12 protein-coding genes and 3 pseudogenes are annotated in these 15,598 nt (G+C 41.2%); 11 read left to right on the top strand and 4 right to left on the bottom strand.

The window, feature by feature from the left end; genetic code table 11:
• Positions 1–14 precede the first annotated feature (14 nt).
• A complete protein-coding gene (gene bioB / locus V7K60_RS33900) occupies positions 15–1,022 on the top strand; it encodes a biotin synthase BioB (protein WP_334932474.1) in 1,008 nt (335 codons plus the stop codon).
• Positions 1,023–1,092: 70 nt separating this feature from the next.
• Here the strand turns inward: bioB and V7K60_RS33895 are convergent, their stop codons facing one another.
• Positions 1,093–2,274 carry a class I SAM-dependent methyltransferase gene (locus tag V7K60_RS33895; protein ID WP_334932472.1) on the bottom strand — a complete coding sequence of 394 codons (1,182 nt, stop codon included), beginning with the start codon at positions 2,272–2,274 and terminating at the stop codon, positions 1,093–1,095.
• Positions 2,275–2,335: 61 nt separating this feature from the next.
• Positions 2,336–2,686 carry a XisI protein gene (locus V7K60_RS33890; RefSeq protein WP_334932470.1) on the bottom strand — a complete coding sequence of 117 codons (351 nt, stop codon included), beginning with the start codon at positions 2,684–2,686 and terminating at the stop codon, positions 2,336–2,338.
• A 162-nt stretch (positions 2,687–2,848) separates the two neighbouring features.
• Here V7K60_RS33890 and V7K60_RS33885 point away from each other — a divergent pair, with 162 nt between their 5' ends.
• The 5 genes and pseudogenes from V7K60_RS33885 to V7K60_RS33865 all read left to right on the top strand — a co-directional run bounded on the left by V7K60_RS33885 (position 2,849) and on the right by V7K60_RS33865 (position 7,378).
• A complete protein-coding gene (locus V7K60_RS33885; protein WP_334932468.1) occupies positions 2,849–3,508 on the top strand; it encodes a vWA domain-containing protein in 660 nt (219 codons plus the stop codon).
• A 10-nt stretch (positions 3,509–3,518) separates the two neighbouring features.
• Complete coding sequence (locus tag V7K60_RS33880; protein ID WP_334932466.1) at positions 3,519–4,292, top strand: PP2C family serine/threonine-protein phosphatase; 774 nt, start codon at positions 3,519–3,521, stop codon at positions 4,290–4,292.
• A 6-nt stretch (positions 4,293–4,298) separates the two neighbouring features.
• On the top strand, positions 4,299–5,825 hold the full coding sequence (locus V7K60_RS33875) for a helix-hairpin-helix domain-containing protein (RefSeq protein ID WP_334932465.1): 1,527 nt from the start codon (positions 4,299–4,301) through the stop codon (positions 5,823–5,825).
• Positions 5,826–6,077: 252 nt separating this feature from the next.
• Positions 6,078–6,320, top strand: a pseudogene (locus V7K60_RS33870) (WD40 repeat domain-containing protein); the annotation flags it as partial.
• Positions 6,321–6,643: 323 nt separating this feature from the next.
• Positions 6,644–7,378: a 2-phosphosulfolactate phosphatase gene (locus V7K60_RS33865; protein ID WP_334932461.1), complete on the top strand. Its 735-nt coding sequence runs from the start codon at positions 6,644–6,646 to the stop codon at positions 7,376–7,378.
• A 134-nt stretch (positions 7,379–7,512) separates the two neighbouring features.
• Here the strand turns inward: V7K60_RS33865 and V7K60_RS33860 are convergent, their stop codons facing one another.
• Entirely contained in the window at positions 7,513–8,043 is a 531-nt protein-coding gene (locus V7K60_RS33860; RefSeq protein WP_334932459.1) for a hypothetical protein, read from the bottom strand.
• Positions 8,044–8,588: 545 nt separating this feature from the next.
• Here V7K60_RS33860 and V7K60_RS33855 point away from each other — a divergent pair.
• The 4 genes and pseudogenes from V7K60_RS33855 to V7K60_RS33840 form a co-directional block, all read left to right on the top strand.
• Positions 8,589–11,882, top strand: a pseudogene (locus tag V7K60_RS33855) (phycobilisome rod-core linker polypeptide); the annotation flags it as partial.
• Between the two features lie 398 nt (positions 11,883–12,280).
• The gene (gene apcA, locus V7K60_RS33850; protein ID WP_334932457.1) at positions 12,281–12,769 is read left to right on the top strand and encodes an allophycocyanin subunit alpha; all 489 of its coding nucleotides are present in this window, start codon (positions 12,281–12,283) and stop codon (positions 12,767–12,769) included.
• Positions 12,770–12,834: 65 nt separating this feature from the next.
• Positions 12,835–13,323 (top strand): allophycocyanin subunit beta, encoded by a 489-nt coding sequence (gene apcB, locus V7K60_RS33845; RefSeq protein ID WP_292784844.1) that lies wholly within the window; start codon positions 12,835–12,837, stop codon positions 13,321–13,323.
• A 222-nt stretch (positions 13,324–13,545) separates the two neighbouring features.
• On the top strand, positions 13,546–13,752 hold the full coding sequence (locus V7K60_RS33840) for a phycobilisome linker polypeptide (protein ID WP_334932454.1): 207 nt from the start codon (positions 13,546–13,548) through the stop codon (positions 13,750–13,752).
• Between the two features lie 118 nt (positions 13,753–13,870).
• On the opposite strand, the gene V7K60_RS33835 is transcribed toward V7K60_RS33840, so the two are convergent.
• On the bottom strand, positions 13,871–14,368 hold the full coding sequence (locus V7K60_RS33835) for a hypothetical protein (protein WP_334932452.1): 498 nt from the start codon (positions 14,366–14,368) through the stop codon (positions 13,871–13,873).
• A 140-nt stretch (positions 14,369–14,508) separates the two neighbouring features.
• Between V7K60_RS33835 and V7K60_RS33830 the strand changes: the two are divergent.
• Positions 14,509–15,576 (top strand): annotated as a pseudogene (locus V7K60_RS33830) (sensor histidine kinase); the annotation flags it as partial.
• Positions 15,577–15,598: the final 22 nt, after the last annotated feature.

Below are 15,598 nucleotides of genomic sequence, written 5' to 3'. Positions count from 1 at the left end.
AGAAGGATAGTGATGTGGTGGGAATACGCTACGATTGGCAGGAATTAGAGATTCGGGCGATATACAACACGCCATTGCTAGAGCTTATTTATCAAGCTGCTAGCGTGCATCGCCAATATCATGACCCAACAAAAATACAAGTCTGCAAACTCATATCGATTAAAACGGGAGGTTGTCCAGAAGATTGTAGCTATTGCGCCCAATCTTCCCGCTATAAAACAGAGGTAAAGGCGCAAGCACTTCTAGAAAAGGAAACGGTAGTTAACATCGCCCAGAAAGCTAAAGAAACTGGTGTTAGTCGCATTTGCATGGGTGCTGCTTGGCGGGAAGTGCGGGATAATTCACAATTTGAGGAAGTCCTGGAAATGGTCAAGGATGTGACTGCAATGGGTTTAGAAGTATGCTGCACTCTAGGTATGTTGACGGCAAATCAAGCCAGAAAATTGTCAGAAGCAGGACTTTATGCCTACAACCATAACTTAGATACCTCGCAGGAATATTACAGCACAATTATTACCACAAGGACATATAGCGATCGCTTGAACACAATTAAGAATATCCGTCAGACAAATGTTACTGTCTGTTCCGGCGGTATCCTGGGTTTGGGCGAAACTGTTGATGACCGGGTTGGGATGTTACAAACTTTGGCAAACTTACATCCCCATCCAGAGTCTGTGCCAATTAATATTCTTTCACAAGTACCGGGCACACCCTTAGAAAATCATCCTGATGTTCCCATTTGGGATATTGTGCGGATGATTGCCACAGCCAAAATTTTAATGCCAGCTTCAGATGTGCGTCTTAGTGCCGGTAGGGCGAGACTTTCTCAAGTTGAACAAGCTTTCTGCTTTATGGCAGGAGCCAATTCTATTTTTTCCAGCGACGACAACAAGATGTTGACAGTGACAACTCCCTGTCCAGATTACGATACTGACCGAGAAATGCTGAATTTACTTGGTTTGGGAATGCGTCCGCCTTCCCAAAGACAGGAGAAGGTAGCAAGTCCAGCTGTTGTAGGATAAATATCTGATTGTGGGATGGGTCTTTCGGCTATCCCACAATAAATAATTGGATATTTTTTACTTGAATTCCCTAAGCAGGTGTTAATAAAATCAACTGCTGTTGCAAAAGGGTTCTTACCACATCCAATCCCAGTTCTACATTTGTCAATATCTCTGCAACTGTGGAATTTTTATCACATCTTTGCATAAACTCAAGCTCTGCTACAGATAAATTAACTATCTGGTAATCGTAATTAAAGAAACATTGACTGGGAAATCCCTCAATACAAGGGTTAAGTTCGGGAATCGCTGCTAAGAGGGCATTATCCTCTGACCATTCAGCTTTGATTAAAGGAGGCCGACCGAGGAAAAACTCGTAATGAGTTACTTCTGGATCTAATAATTCTATCAGACGATAAAGCTGGCGATCGCTCAATTCTTTTGCCCGTTCTACTAACTCTGGTGCTTTGCCTAAAAGTCTCTCCAAATCCCAGAAACTCGGATTCGAGAAACCAATAAATTCCAATCCCGAAGCATCTATTAATTCAAACAGCGTCTCAATATTGTAGTCAATTTCTTGAGGATGAACGTACATATCAGCAAAGTATTCATCCTTGTTGTTTTCTAGTGACCAACGTTGTTTATCATATTTGACAATTCGGTTATTTTCTGGTAAAGAAGCGAAAATTTTTCGCCCGACTTGGACACCATCGCGGTAGTCGCCTTTTTTGTCACCTTGAATAAGTGCGATCGCTTTTTGCATGAGTTGAATTTCCCAGCGTCCCAACTCCCCATAGACAAAAATGTGCATCAAGCCGCCTGGAGCTAACTTTTTCGCCAAGGCTTGAATACCACGAATCGGATCGGGGGTATGATGCAAAACGCCAACACAGTTAATTAAATCAAACTCACCCGGTAACTGTTCCACATCAAACAAGCTGAGGTGATGAAATTCAACGCGGTTAGCCCCTGAACGCTGACAACGTTCTTTAGCTACAGCTAAAGCGCCTGTACTGAGGTCAATTCCCACAACAGAAGCTTGAGGATTGAGGTGAACCAGGTACTCTGTACCCACACCAGTACCGCAACCTGCATCTAAAATCCGAATATCTTGCCTTTGGGGTTTTTGACCCGTGCAGAAGTTATGAGCAGCTAGCCAATTCCAGCGCCAGTTGTAGCCTGGAGGTGGTTCATCCAACAGGGCTTCTGGCGGAAAGGGGTAGGTATTGTAGAGTTTGGCAACAGCAGCACTAACAGTTTGGGAATCGGACATGATGAGGAATAACGCAGCATTTCTGAGTTTAGCGGATAGTGGCTGATTAGAGCAAAGATTACTATTGCTTATTTACTGCTACTTCTCCAACAGCAAAGTCAGTAAATTCGCGTTTATAAGGAGCATGAAATCCTAATACAATATCTTTTTTAGGTACTCCAGCAGCAATGAATTCATTAGCGATACCGATTTCTATACCATCTCTTTGTATCCAAATCTTTTTGTCTTTGATATCAACATGAATGATAACTCCATAAATTCTCCGTTGTTCTTTCCAGCCAATATTTAAGACTTGATAATGATGGCGTTCTGCATCAAATAACAATTGAACCTCTGTGCCATTAGCTACGTCATTAGCGGAATGGTTACTTAAAATGTCTTGAATGATTTGAGAGTAATTTATTCCTTCCATAAAACAATGTCTTTCAGGTATACAGATAATTATGATCGCCATCAACCCATATATTTTAGATAGGGAAGTCGTTTCAGTAAAAACACTACTGTTTAAGTATCTATTAGCTAATAAACTTTAATTGTGATTTTGTATAAAAATTTACTTATCAAGGAGCATGGAATGGCTATAGGATTGCCTGAATTCTTTGAAAATCCAGAAAATCGTTGCCCTGTAATTCTTTTACTCGATACCTCTGGCTCTATGTCAGGTCAGCCTATCCAAGAGTTAAATCGAGGACTTGCTGCTTTCAAAGCAGATGTACTCAAAGATTCCCAAGCATCGCTGAGTGTGGAAGTGGCCATGATTACATTTGGCCCTATAGTTAAACTCACGCAAGACTTTGTGACGATTGACCAATTTACACCGCCTACATTGGAAGTAGATGGTTTAACCCCAATGGGTGGGGCGATTGAGTATGCTTTGGATTTTCTAGAAAACCGGAAACAGACTTATAAAGACAACGGTATTCTCTATTATCGCCCTTGGGTGTTTTTGATTACAGATGGAGCGCCATCGGACTCCTGTGAGTTAGCCGCGCAAAGATTGAGAGAAGCAGAAACACAAAGCCGACTGTTGTTTTTTGCAGTTGGTGTAGAGGGTGCTGATATGAATATCCTCAAACAAATTTCCCCACCTGAACGTCCACCAGTTATGCTAAATGGCTTAGATTTCCGTGATCTGTTTGTTTGGCTTTCTGCTTCGATGAAACGGGTTTCTAGTGGCAAAGTAGGACAGGCTGTAGCTTTACCGGCTGTGGGATGGGGTCAAATTACTACTTAGGGGAAATTTTGTGAATTGGAAAGTTGCTTGGGATTGTGCGATCGGAACAAGTCATCAAAAACAGGGGATACCTTGTCAAGATTATGGGGATTGTCTCATCTTTGATGATCATGTCATTGTAGGCGCGGTTGCTGATGGTGCTGGTAGTGCTAAACATTCTGATGTTGGTTCTAAATTGGCGGTAGAAACGGTTCTCAAATGCTTTTCGGAAATTAATAAATATCCTCATAAGCAAGCTTCTTCTCAACCACTTTCCAAAGAAGAAGCTGAGGAAGTTTTTGCTAAGATTGTGAGCGAAGTTATTACAAAATTACAGAAGCAAGCAGATGAAAAAGATTATTCTGTCAATGATTTAGCTTGTACTCTTTTGATTTTTGTGGCAAATTCTGACTGCGTTGCAGCTATGCAAATCGGTGATGGATTTATTGTAATGCGTTCCCAAGAGTCAGAATATAAACTGTTGTTTCAGCCAGATAAAGGTGAGTTTGCTAATGAAACAACTTTTATCACCTCAACAAATGCAGTAAAAAATATGCAGGTAGAGGTTATTTCCGAAAAACAAGAGTTTATTTGTGCTTCCACTGATGGACTGGAAAAAGTAGCAATTCGCTTGAGTGACTGGAAACCTTTCTCACCTTTCTTTAAACCTTTGGAGGAATACTTACACGAAACTGTTAATCCAAAGGATGATAAATATTTAACGGAATTCCTCAACTCTGAACGGCTAAATTCTCGTACTGACGATGATAAAACTTTACTTTTGTGCTTGTTTGATAGAGAGTAAAATTCGATGACAGTTCTCACCTGTGCTAGTACGGGAAAATCAATTACGCTGCTGGGTGAACCGATAGCTAATAGTGGTGAGGGTAAGGTTTGGCGAACTAATCACAATGGTTACTTAGCAAAAATTTACCACTCACAAACTCCTGAGCGTGTGCAAAAATTGGCGGTGATGATAGCGCACCGACCCAAAGAGCCAAACTCTCACCTCAATCATATTTCTTTTGCTTGGCCTAAGTCGGTATTGAAAGATGCTCAGGGTGATTGTGTGGGCTTTTTGATGCCAGAAATTAAAGAAGCAAAAGAACTTATTGATGTATACAACCCCAGCAAAAGAAAGGGTTTGAAACTTGATGTTGATTGGCGTTTTCTCCACACAACAGCGCTGAATATCGCTTCAATTATTGAAGCAATTCACATTTCTGGCTATGTTTTGGGTGACATCAAGCAGCAAAATATTCTTGTTAACGATCGCGCCTTACCTTCAATTATTGATACTGATTCTTTTCAGGTTCGGAATCCGGTAAATGGCAAGATTTATCGTTGTCCAGTTGGTTCACCAGATTATACACCACCGGAACTGATTGATAAAGATTTTTCTACTATCGATCAAACGGAAGTACACGATCGCTTCCGGTTAGCAGTCATTATCTATCAGTTGTTGTTTGGTGGTCAAACTCTTTTTACAGGAAAGTGGATAGGCGCGGGGGTAATTCCAGAAACTAATGAACTTATCCGTCAGGGTTTATGGCTGTATGCACCAAACAGTTTGATTCAACCTGTAGATAGGACAATTCCGCTTGAGATTGTTCACCCAGAGGTTCAGCGATGTTTTCTCAGATGTTTTAATGATGGTTATAAAAATTCTAACTTGCGCCCAACTGCTGGGGATTGGGTAAAGGCGCTGAGACTTGCTGTTAATGAGTTAACTATCTGTGGAAAGTTAGACAGCCACTATTACAGCCGAACTTATGGTAAGTGTTATTGGTGCGATCGCTCCACAAAACTTGGTACTGATATATTTCCTGGGTTTGTTAGACCAAAACAAGCTGCTGTTCTTGAATCAACATCAGAACCTAAAGCTTTTGCCGCAGATAAAATTATAGAAATAGTTCAGCAATCAGGTCAACAAATCAGTGTAATAGGTAGAGTAATAAATACACTCACTAAAATACATTTTGATCAATCAAGTTTTAAAAAATTAGTAATTAGTGTTGGTGATAACACAGGTGTTATAAAAGGGTATTTACCGTTCAGGATAGTAATTTTTGATGAGGGATTTAAAAAATTAAGTCAAGCTGTAGGAAGAAGCAGTATATACGATTTAATCCAGTGGTTTAATAGCCTAGATTATATAGAGATTACTGGTTTTGTAGAGGTTGTCAACAATTCTGGTGGTATCACTCCACAAATTATATTGAAAGACCCTAAGCAATTAAGGGTTATCACTCAAAATGAAGCTAACAAACTGCTTGGCTTATCTATAACTACATTTACTTCATCCGTAGTTAAGCAAACTCAATCTCAATTTTCGTAACCTAATCAGTATTTAAATTCATCTAGTCAGGTCTCGCAACTAGCAGCTTCAATACCTCAGACTCAACCTGCAAAAATTCAACTACCTAAAACAAAACTATCCGTAAACAAACCCAAGCTGAGAAAAATATTGCTAGTAAGTGCCATAGTGGTATTGATGGGAACTCAAATCTCTGGCTATGTGCGTTATGGTTTGTTTCCGACTAATCCAATATTTGTAATTGCGAGTTTATCTAGCAGTATCTCCCTAGAAAGAATACTCACCAGGCATTCCGACCGGGTTAATTCCGTAGCATTCAGCCCAGATGGCAAAACGCTCGCTAGTGGCGGTGATGACAAGACTATCAAACTGTGGAATGTTACTACAGGAAGGGAAATTCAAACCCTCCCAGGAGATTATAACTCTGTTAATTTCGTAGCATTCAGCCCAAGTGGTCAAATCCTTACTAGTTGTGGGAGTTATGACGGGACTATCAAAATTTGGCGGATACGCTAAAATGGAATGCCGATCAAGTCTAATAGATGAACATCCTAATATTACACATTTTTCTGCTTAGATTAAAAAGATATTTTCCCATGATTAACACTGATATTTACAGTGAACTGAGTGCGATTATTTTTAGCTATAAATAGATAAGTCAATTTACCTTAATAAAGTTTTATATTGATTATAACTGTTGACCTACTTATTACGTAACCTTTAGTTCGTAGTGAGTGCTGAAGCGCTCAAATTAGCTGACTACAAACCTTTAATTATTTACACTGGCTTACTTATCTATGGTTTAATTTTTATAAAATTCTATAAAAGCGATCGCTCCAATGATTTACAACCAATCAGAGTTTCATTTACGCTGTGAATGGGGTCTACAAGGAATTGCTCAACTCGCTCCCATCAGTGATGTAGTTGTGATAGTTGACGTTCTCTCTTTTTCTACCTGCGTGGAAATTGCCACCAACAACGGCGCAATAATTTTTCCCTACGCATATAGAGATGAATCAGCCATAGATTATGCCAACTCAGTACAAGCAGAATTAGCAAGTCATAGACAACGTTGGACTACAACTGGATATTCTCTCTCACCCAAATCGGTGGCTCAGATTCCTGCTGGAACTAGACTAGTTTTACCATCACCTAATGGTTCTTTTCTGACTTTACATACAGTAAATACACCAACTTTGGCTGGTTGCTTGCGAAATTGCCAAGCTGTGGCGCAGTTTGCTCAAAAGTATGGTGACAAAATCGCTGTGATTCCTGCCGGTGAGAGGTGGAAAAAAGATGGTAGCCTACGTCCTGCATTTGAAGATTTAATTGGTGCTGGAGCAATTCTCAGTTATTTAGATGGCAGTCTATCACCAGAAGCGGAAGTTGCTGTGAAAACATTTCAGGCTTTCCAGCAGAATTTACTGGGGTACTTGAAAAAATGCAGTTCGGGTAAAGAGTTGATTGAAAAAGGTTTTGAGTCAGATGTTGAACTGTCTGCCGCTTACAACGTAAGTGATTGCGTGCCTTTGTTTACTGATAATGTTTATATAAATTACAGGCTACAGGGTTGATTAAAATAATTCGTAATTCGTAATAAAAGACTATTAAATAAGTGGATTTAGACCCAGACTGAAAAAAAGCACCATGTATCAGCGTTTGCGTAGCGTCTCCTAGAGAAGAATTAAACTCAAAAATTACGAATTAATTAAATGTCGCACTGATTGATTTGACAATGTTTTGCATTATCTATAAACTCTTGCAACTTATTTAAAGGAATCATCTGCAATGATGACCCACCTTGCACCTCAGCAGTGATGTAAGCAAACTTTTGTCCACGATAAAATTGGTCACGCCCAACTTTGCTGACATAGCGAGACTTCTGGAAGTCATTGGCAATGTTGGAATTATAAATATTTTGTAACAGTTTCACTGCATTGACGTTTTTTATGGTGAACTTGAAGCGATCGCTACCACTAACGGTTATGCCTTCTTTAGTCACTGTCCCATTTTCAGAAGTGACATCAGCATAAAAGTATAAATTTCCTTTTGTACCCTCGTAGCCGTGGGCTTCGCTGTTGTATCTCAGAGTTGGTAGTAAAGGTCTAGTCTTTGCCCACTTCACAACGGTGCTGATATTTTGTACTGGAAGCGCATTTGCCGGAGTGACAGCCAAAATAACTGCGATCGCAGATAGGGTCGCATTGAATAAATAGTTAAATTTACAACTTTTGTTCATAGTATTTTTCCTGTATGTAAATACTGACTATTTGCAGATTAAACTCCTACAACTTAAGAATTACTTCCTGTGCGGTGTCAATTGCGAATATGAGTTATTTAGTCGCAAAAACAACTTAACATCGACTAATAACCGCTGCCCAGTGACTAAGTACAACATTTATTAATTCGTAGTAAATTCTCTGCGTGCCTCTGCGCCCCTACCCTGTAGGAAGGCGAAGCGCCTATGCGTTTAAATAAATAAAATAAATCAGTAGACAGTTCCCGACCTACTACTTAGTTACAAAACTTAGACTTTATCTCAGACAAATTAGAGTATGCACTTTTAAGACTGGAGACATTTAAGATACAGGTTGTACATACTTCTTAATAAATCCGCCTTGAGAACGCAAAACGTTCTAATCTAAAAGCTAACTAAGTTAATTTACTGGCAGTTTTGCAGGCAATACTCTCAAGCTCGTATAGCATAAACACAGCGATGTGTCAAGCCTAAAAACAATCCAGACTTAACATATAAACGCTTATGATGGGAGTTTTACAAATCCGATGAGTGTTAAGGCGAGTGGTGGAACCTCGGTTGCGCGTCCGCAACTATATCAAACCCTACCTGTATCCACAATTACCCAAGCGGAGCAGCAAGACCGCTTCTTGGGAAATGGTGAACTAGATGAACTGGCAAGCTATTTTGCGTCTGGTGCAAAGCGTCTAGAAATTTCTCAGACGTTGACAGACAATGCTGAGATTATTGTGTCTCGGGCTGCCAACCGGATTTTTGTTGGTGGTTCGCCAATGGCTTTTTTAGAAAAGCCTAGAGCGATAGAAATAGTACCTGTTAGTGCTGGTGCTAACGTTCAGCAAGGGATACAACTGGGAACTGTAACCTACGTTGAAAGTCGTGGTGGGTTCCTAGAAAATTTACGATCAATATTTAACTCATCTCCCAGTGGCCCGACACCTCCAGGTTTCAGACCAATTAACATTGCTCGATATGGGCCAAGCAACATGGCCAAGAGCTTGCGGGATTTATCCTGGTTCTTGCGCTACGCTAGTTATGCGATCATTGCTGGCGACCCCAACATCATAGCGGTGAATACAAGGGGTTTGCGGGAAATCATTGAAAATGCCTGCTCTGGTGAAGCAACGCTAGTAGCTTTGCAGGAAATCAAAGCCGGGTCACTTTCATTTTTCCGCAACGATGCTGAGGCTACAGAGATTGTGTCTCAGTACATGGATGTTTTGTTAACAGAATTCAAAGCAGCCACACCCTCAAATAAACTGCGCCAACGCCCTTCTAGTGACCAGCAAGGGTTAGAATTGCCGCAAATTTACTTTAACGCGGCAGAACGGCGTCCCAAGTTTGTGATGAAGACTGGGTTATCAAGTAGCGAAAAAAATGAGGTAATCAAGGCTACATATCGGCAAATTTTTGAGCGCGACATTACCCGTGCTTATAGCTTATCCATATCTGACCTGGAATCCAAGGTTAAGAATGGTGACATCTCTGTGAAAGAGTTTGTCCGTCGTTTAGCTAAATCTCCTCTTTACCAAAAACAGTTTTACCAGCCTTTTATTAACAGCCGAGTCATTGAGCTAGCTTTCCGTCACATTCTAGGACGGGGGCCAAGTAGCCGCGAAGAAGTACAAAAATACTTCTCGATTATTTCTGACGGTGGTCTACCAGCCTTAGTAGATGCCTTAGTAGATTCTGCTGAATACAGCGACTATTTTGGTGAAGAAACAGTACCTTACCTGCGGGGTCTGGGTCAAGAAGCACAAGAATGTCGCAACTGGGGGCCGCAGCAAGACCTGTTTAACTACAGTGCGCCTTTCCGCAAGATACCTCAGTTCATCACCACATTTGCGGCTTACGAGCAACCGCTACCAGATCAACATCCTTACGGTTCTGGTAACGACCCCTTGGAAATTCAGTTTGGGGCGATTTTCCCGAAAGAAACTCGCAACCCCAGTACCAGTCCGGCTCCTTTTAGCAAAGATACCAAACGCATCCTGATTCACCAAGGAGCAGGGATTAATAACCAAAATAGTAATCCCAGAGCGCGGGGTGAAGCTCCTGGTACCCTTGGCCCCAAGGTGTTCAAATTAGACCAACTGCCTGGTACTAGAGGTAAAAAGGCTGCCAAAAATTCTAGCGTCAGATTCTCCGAAAGCTCGACGCAAGCAGTGATTAGAGCTGCTTACCTGCAAGTTTTCGGTCGCGATGTCTACGAAGGTCAGCGCCCGAAGGTATTAGAAATCAAGCTGGAAAATGGCGACATCTCGGTGCGGGAATTTATCCGTGCTTTGGCTAAGTCGGATGTATTCCGCAACCTGTACTGGTCATCGCTGTATGTTTGTAAAGCGATCGAGTACATTCACCGTCGCTTGTTAGGTCGTCCGACTTATGGTCGTCAAGAAATCAACAAGTACTTTGATATTGCTGCTAAACAGGGCTTTTACGCGGTGGTTGATGCCATTATTAACAGCGTAGAATACAGCGAAGCCTTTGGTGAAGATACAATTCCTTACGAACGGTATCTGACTCCTGGTGGTGTATCAGGGCGACAATTACGCGTTGGTAGCATTCGTGATGATATTGCCGCGAAAGTCCAGAAGGAAGTAACACCAAGCTTTGTGACACTGGGTACTGTAACAGAAAACCGGTCAGAACCAGATATTCAGTTCCGCATTAACCAAGGTGTCAGCAAGCAACGGGAACAGACTAAAATCTTCAAGCTGGTGGCCAATACCAGTGACAAAGTTGCAGTCAAAACTTTGATTAGCGCTGCCTATCGTCAGATTTTTGAGCGGGATATTGCACCCTATATCGCCAAAAACGAATTTACCAAATGGGAAAGCAAGCTGGGGAATGGCGAAATTAGTGTGAAGGAATTTATTGAAGGTTTGGGTTACTCTAACCTCTACCTGAAAGAGTTCTACACACCTTACCCCAACACCAAAGTGATAGAGTTAGGAACCAAACACTTTTTGGGACGTGCGCCACTAGACCAAGCAGAAATCCGTAAGTATAACCAGATTTTGGCTACTCAAGGTATTCGTGCCTTTATTGGTGCTTTGGTAGATAGTGTGGAATATAACCAGGTATTTGGTGAAGATACGGTGCCTTACCGTCGCTTCCCGACCCTCCCAGCGGCAAACTTCCCGAATACAGAGAAGCTGTACAACCAGCTTACCAAGCAAAACGATGACGTGGTTGTACCAAGCTTTAAGCCAGTACAAGCCCGTGTCGGAGTTAGTAACGATACACCGCTTTCGATACAGGCGATCGCAGATATCGCATCACAAACAAATGGTCAGCCATCCTTTGCTGAACTGGGTCGTTCCTACAACGATGCTAGCGGACAAACCGTGGAAATGGGTGTGCGTAAACATGCACGCATTTACCGTCTAACAGAAAATACCAACCAAGACGAAAAACAACAGGCAATCAACGCCATTTATCGTCAAGTCTTGGATGTATTTAGCGGTGAAGTGCCTGATAATTTCCGTCGCACTGACCTAGATAGCAAACTCCAAAATGGTGAAATTTCCGTCCGCGAGTTTGTGCGTGAACTAGCTAGTTCCCAAATCTATCGCCAGCGCTTCTTATCACCTTATCCTCACACCAAGGTCATTGAGTTCCTCTTCCGTCATCTGTTGGGGCGTACACCCGCAACTCAGGAAGAAATTGGCCAATATAACAAGCTGTTAGTCGATAGTGGTTTGTCAGCTGCTGTAGAAGCAATAGTCGAAAGTCCAGAATATAACCGCTACTTCGGTGAAGATGTTGTACCTTACAACCGCTTCCCATCTTTGCCAGTAGGTAACTACCTCGGCAGTGTAGCGGTTGATTAAGGAGTAGGGACTAGGGAATTAGGGAATAGGATACAGATTATTTTCTGTTGCCAGTCCCCTGTAACCTTTCCCCTGTCCCCTTCTTAACCTTTCGTAATACCGCTCTCAGATTGCAGTTAGAACAGCAAATTCTGAAAAGCAATATTACAAAGTATTAAGAGCAGTCATAAATGCTCAACAGAATGCCGGAAAATGTTTTGCGGAAGGTAACTGAGTTTGAAAGCTTGTGTACTTATGTTGACTCAAGCAAACTCGTAATTTATTAGCCGTAGCAGTTGTAAAACTGTTGTATCTAAAAGAACGAGAAAACAAACTCAGTAAACCAAACTCAAAGTCGCACCAGTTTAATCAAATCCTGGTTTCATTCGTATTGGAGGAATCCATTAATGAGTATCGTCACGAAAGCTATCGTGAATGCTGATGCAGAAGCTCGCTACCTCAGCCCTGGTGAGTTAGATCGGATCAAGTCCTTTGTTACAAGTGGTGAGCGCCGGGTGCGGATTGCTCAAGTTTTGTCAGAAAATCGCGAACGGCTCGTTAAGCAAGCTGGCGATCAACTGTTCCAAAAGCGTCCTGATGTTGTGTCTCCTGGTGGTAACGCTTACGGTCAAGAATTGACTGCTACTTGTCTGCGTGACCTAGATTATTACCTCCGCCTCGTTACCTACGGTATCGTTGCTGGTGATGTCACCCCCATCGAAGAAATTGGTGTTATTGGTGCCCGTGAACTGTACAAGTCCTTGGGAACTCCTATCGATGGTGTTGCTGAAGGTATCCGTGGGCTGAAGAATGGCTCTACATCATTGCTCTCTGGTGATGACGCTAGTGAAGCTGCTGGCTACTTCGACTACCTAGTTGGTGCCCTTCTAGGATAGGGTAAAGCTGTTTACCTACTTAAACAGAAGTATTGCAATACGGTTGGAAATAAGGAATTAACAACATGGCTCAAGACGCAATTACCGCTGTCATTAACTCCGCAGACGTTCAAGGTAAATACCTTGACTCTTCTGCTTTAGAAAAGCTAAAAGTTTACTTCTCTACTGGCGAACTACGGGTACGTGCTGCTAGCACCATCAGCGCTAACGCTGCTGCGATCGTCAAAGAAGCTGTAGCAAAATCTTTGCTATACTCTGACATCACCCGTCCCGGCGGCAACATGTACACCACCCGCCGCTATGCTGCTTGCATCCGTGATTTGGATTATTACCTCCGCTACGCTACCTACGCTTTGTTGGCTGGAGATCCTTCCATCCTAGATGAGCGTGTGCTCAATGGCTTGAAGGAAACATACAACTCCTTGGGCGTTCCCGTTGGTGCTACCGTGCAAGCTATCCAAGCAATCAAAGAAGTAGCTGCCAGCTTGGTAGGTTCCGAAGCTGGTAAGGAAGTCGGTGTTTACTTAGACTATATCTCTTCTGGCTTAAGCTAAGAACTAGTTTGCGCTTAAGAATTTAGGTGCGGCTTTATTAAGGTCTGGAAATCAGCCGTGAGTGCTAGAACGTTATATTGCTTATCTTGGTAAATTATCAGTGATGAGTGTTGGTGGTCTAGTATTGATGTTTGATTTCCAGCCTTTGAATGATTAAAAGATTTGCACTCAAGATTTTGAGATAAAAAAGTTTTCACAAGGTATACAGGAGATTTTCAAAATATGTCCCGTTTGTTTAAAATTACTGCTTTAGTTCCTAGCCAAACCCGAATTCGTACCCAACGCGAACTGCAAAATACTTATTTCACTAAGCTAGTTCCTTATGAAAACTGGTTCCGCGAACAGCAACGTATTCAAAAAGCAGGCGGTAAAATCATCAAGGTAGAACTGGCAACTGGTAGGCAAGGCGCTAATACTGGCTTGTCGTAATTCTGTAAATAGAATATTATTTTAGGGAATTGGTAAGAGGTCGAGAAAGACCTCTTTTTTGTTGAGAATTGATACTACAAAAAACCTGGTAATTAAGTCATATAGAAACAAGGTACTCTTAATCAAGCTTATTAACCTTCTTAAAGTACTTCTTCCACTCAGCATCTAGGGCAGCTTTGTACTGAAAACCTAGTTCTTGGCCACTTCCGTACCTAACAAGATTGACCCCCTGCATACTTGATAATTGTAGTAGATAGCTATCTTCTAAAAGACTATCAAGACTCACAACCTCATCAAGCCTTATTGATACAGTAGGGCAGTTTCCAAAGAAATGTTGAGTATAAGCATCAGAGTAATTATGATATTGAGAAAGTTTATTCAAGCGATGTTCAGCATATTCAGTCTTGATTACTTCTCCTACCGCAATGAAACCACGTTTCCCCTTTCCAGTTTTTTTCAAGTAGGCTTTATCTCCAACCTCAATTGACTTGACCTTACCTGCACTCCAAGTAATATAGTCCTCTCCTTCTTTTTTAATGTACTCAAGTGCTTCTTCAATATAGCTAGGAATATTAACATCAATATCTGGATTTGCTAAGAAAATACGTGTTGACATAATTATGCTGCACCTAGATTAGTACAAGGGTTATCAATTTCTATGAAAAGTATATAATTAACTTTTATAATATATATATCTTTTGTATACTCCCGTATATGTACTATGTTTCAGATAAATTAGGACTTACGCAAAAACCCTCTGAACTGAAACAGCAAAGAGTACAACTACGGAGCGCGCTACAAATCAAGGAGAATTTGGCTGAAATTGCTGAGGCTCAGTCCAAAAAATTGGAAAAATCCCTCCAAGAGCTACAACAAACTCAAGCTCAATTAGTCCAAGCTGAGAAAATGTCTAGTCTGGGGCAGTTAGTTGCAGGAGTCGCTCACGAAATAAACAATCCTGTTAATTTTATTTACGGAAATTTGAAATATGCAAAGGATTATACGCAGTGTTTGCTGAATCTTGTGTATCTTTACCAACAATTTTATACCAAACCTGTGTCAGAAATTCAAGAATATATTAAAGAAATTGAGTTAGATTTTTTACTAAATGATTTGCCCAAAATCCTAAATTCGATGGAAGTAGGAGCCGAACCGATCTTTGAAATTGTCTTGTCTCTGCGGAATTTCTCTCGTCTTGATGAAGCGGAGAAGAAAAGAGTTAATATTCACCAGGGATTGGATAGTACTTTGCTGATTTTACAAAGTCGCTTCAAAGATAGTGTCGATCGTCCTGGGATCAAAGTAGTGAAAAATTATGGAGATTTACCTTTAGTAGATTGCTACGCTGGCCAACTCAATCAAGTATTCATGAATATTATCAGTAATACAATCGATGCGCTCGATAACTATGATAGTAGACGCGCGATCGCTGAAATTAATGCTAATCCTAATATAATTACAATTACTACGGAAATCATCGAAACAAACTGTGTGATCCGAATTGCTGATAATGGTTCAGGAATAACAGAAGCAGTTAAGGAACAACTATTTGATCCATTTTTCACAACTAAGCCAGTTGGTAAGGGTACAGGATTAGGTTTATCAATTAGCTATCAGATTGTAGTTGAAAAACATGGGGGAACACTACGATGTGTATCAGAACCTGGGCAAGAAACTGAGTTCTGGATTGAAATTCCTCTATCTATGAACAAACAAGTAGTTAATTACGTGAAATCATTAAGTTTAATTAAATCAGGACTTACGCAACTGTCACAAGCGAGGGCGCGGCGCAGCCGTGCCAAGCGCCAAACAACTAGACAATAAACATAGGAATATCCGGACGTTT

Origin of the sequence: Nostoc sp., assembly GCF_036917555.1 — a bacterium.
GTDB lineage: Bacteria > Cyanobacteriota > Cyanobacteriia > Cyanobacteriales > Nostocaceae > Nostoc.
Note: the sequence above shows the minus strand (reverse complement) of the source record. Positions and strands in the feature narration are given on the sequence as shown.

Coding starts and splice junctions, on each gene's coding strand:
- V7K60_RS33895 (WP_334932472.1), bottom strand. CDS start 2,274: ATGTCCGATTCCCAAACTGTTAGTGCTGCTGTTGCCAAACTCTACAAT.
- V7K60_RS33890 (WP_334932470.1), bottom strand. CDS start 2,686: ATGGAAGGAATAAATTACTCTCAAATCATTCAAGACATTTTAAGTAAC.
- V7K60_RS33885 (WP_334932468.1), top strand. CDS start 2,849: ATGGCTATAGGATTGCCTGAATTCTTTGAAAATCCAGAAAATCGTTGC.
- V7K60_RS33875 (WP_334932465.1), top strand. CDS start 4,299: ATGACAGTTCTCACCTGTGCTAGTACGGGAAAATCAATTACGCTGCTG.
- V7K60_RS33865 (WP_334932461.1), top strand. CDS start 6,644: ATGATTTACAACCAATCAGAGTTTCATTTACGCTGTGAATGGGGTCTA.
- V7K60_RS33860 (WP_334932459.1), bottom strand. CDS start 8,043: ATGAACAAAAGTTGTAAATTTAACTATTTATTCAATGCGACCCTATCT.
- apcA (WP_334932457.1), top strand. CDS start 12,281: ATGAGTATCGTCACGAAAGCTATCGTGAATGCTGATGCAGAAGCTCGC.
- apcB (WP_292784844.1), top strand. CDS start 12,835: ATGGCTCAAGACGCAATTACCGCTGTCATTAACTCCGCAGACGTTCAA.
- V7K60_RS33840 (WP_334932454.1), top strand. CDS start 13,546: ATGTCCCGTTTGTTTAAAATTACTGCTTTAGTTCCTAGCCAAACCCGA.
- V7K60_RS33835 (WP_334932452.1), bottom strand. CDS start 14,368: ATGTCAACACGTATTTTCTTAGCAAATCCAGATATTGATGTTAATATT.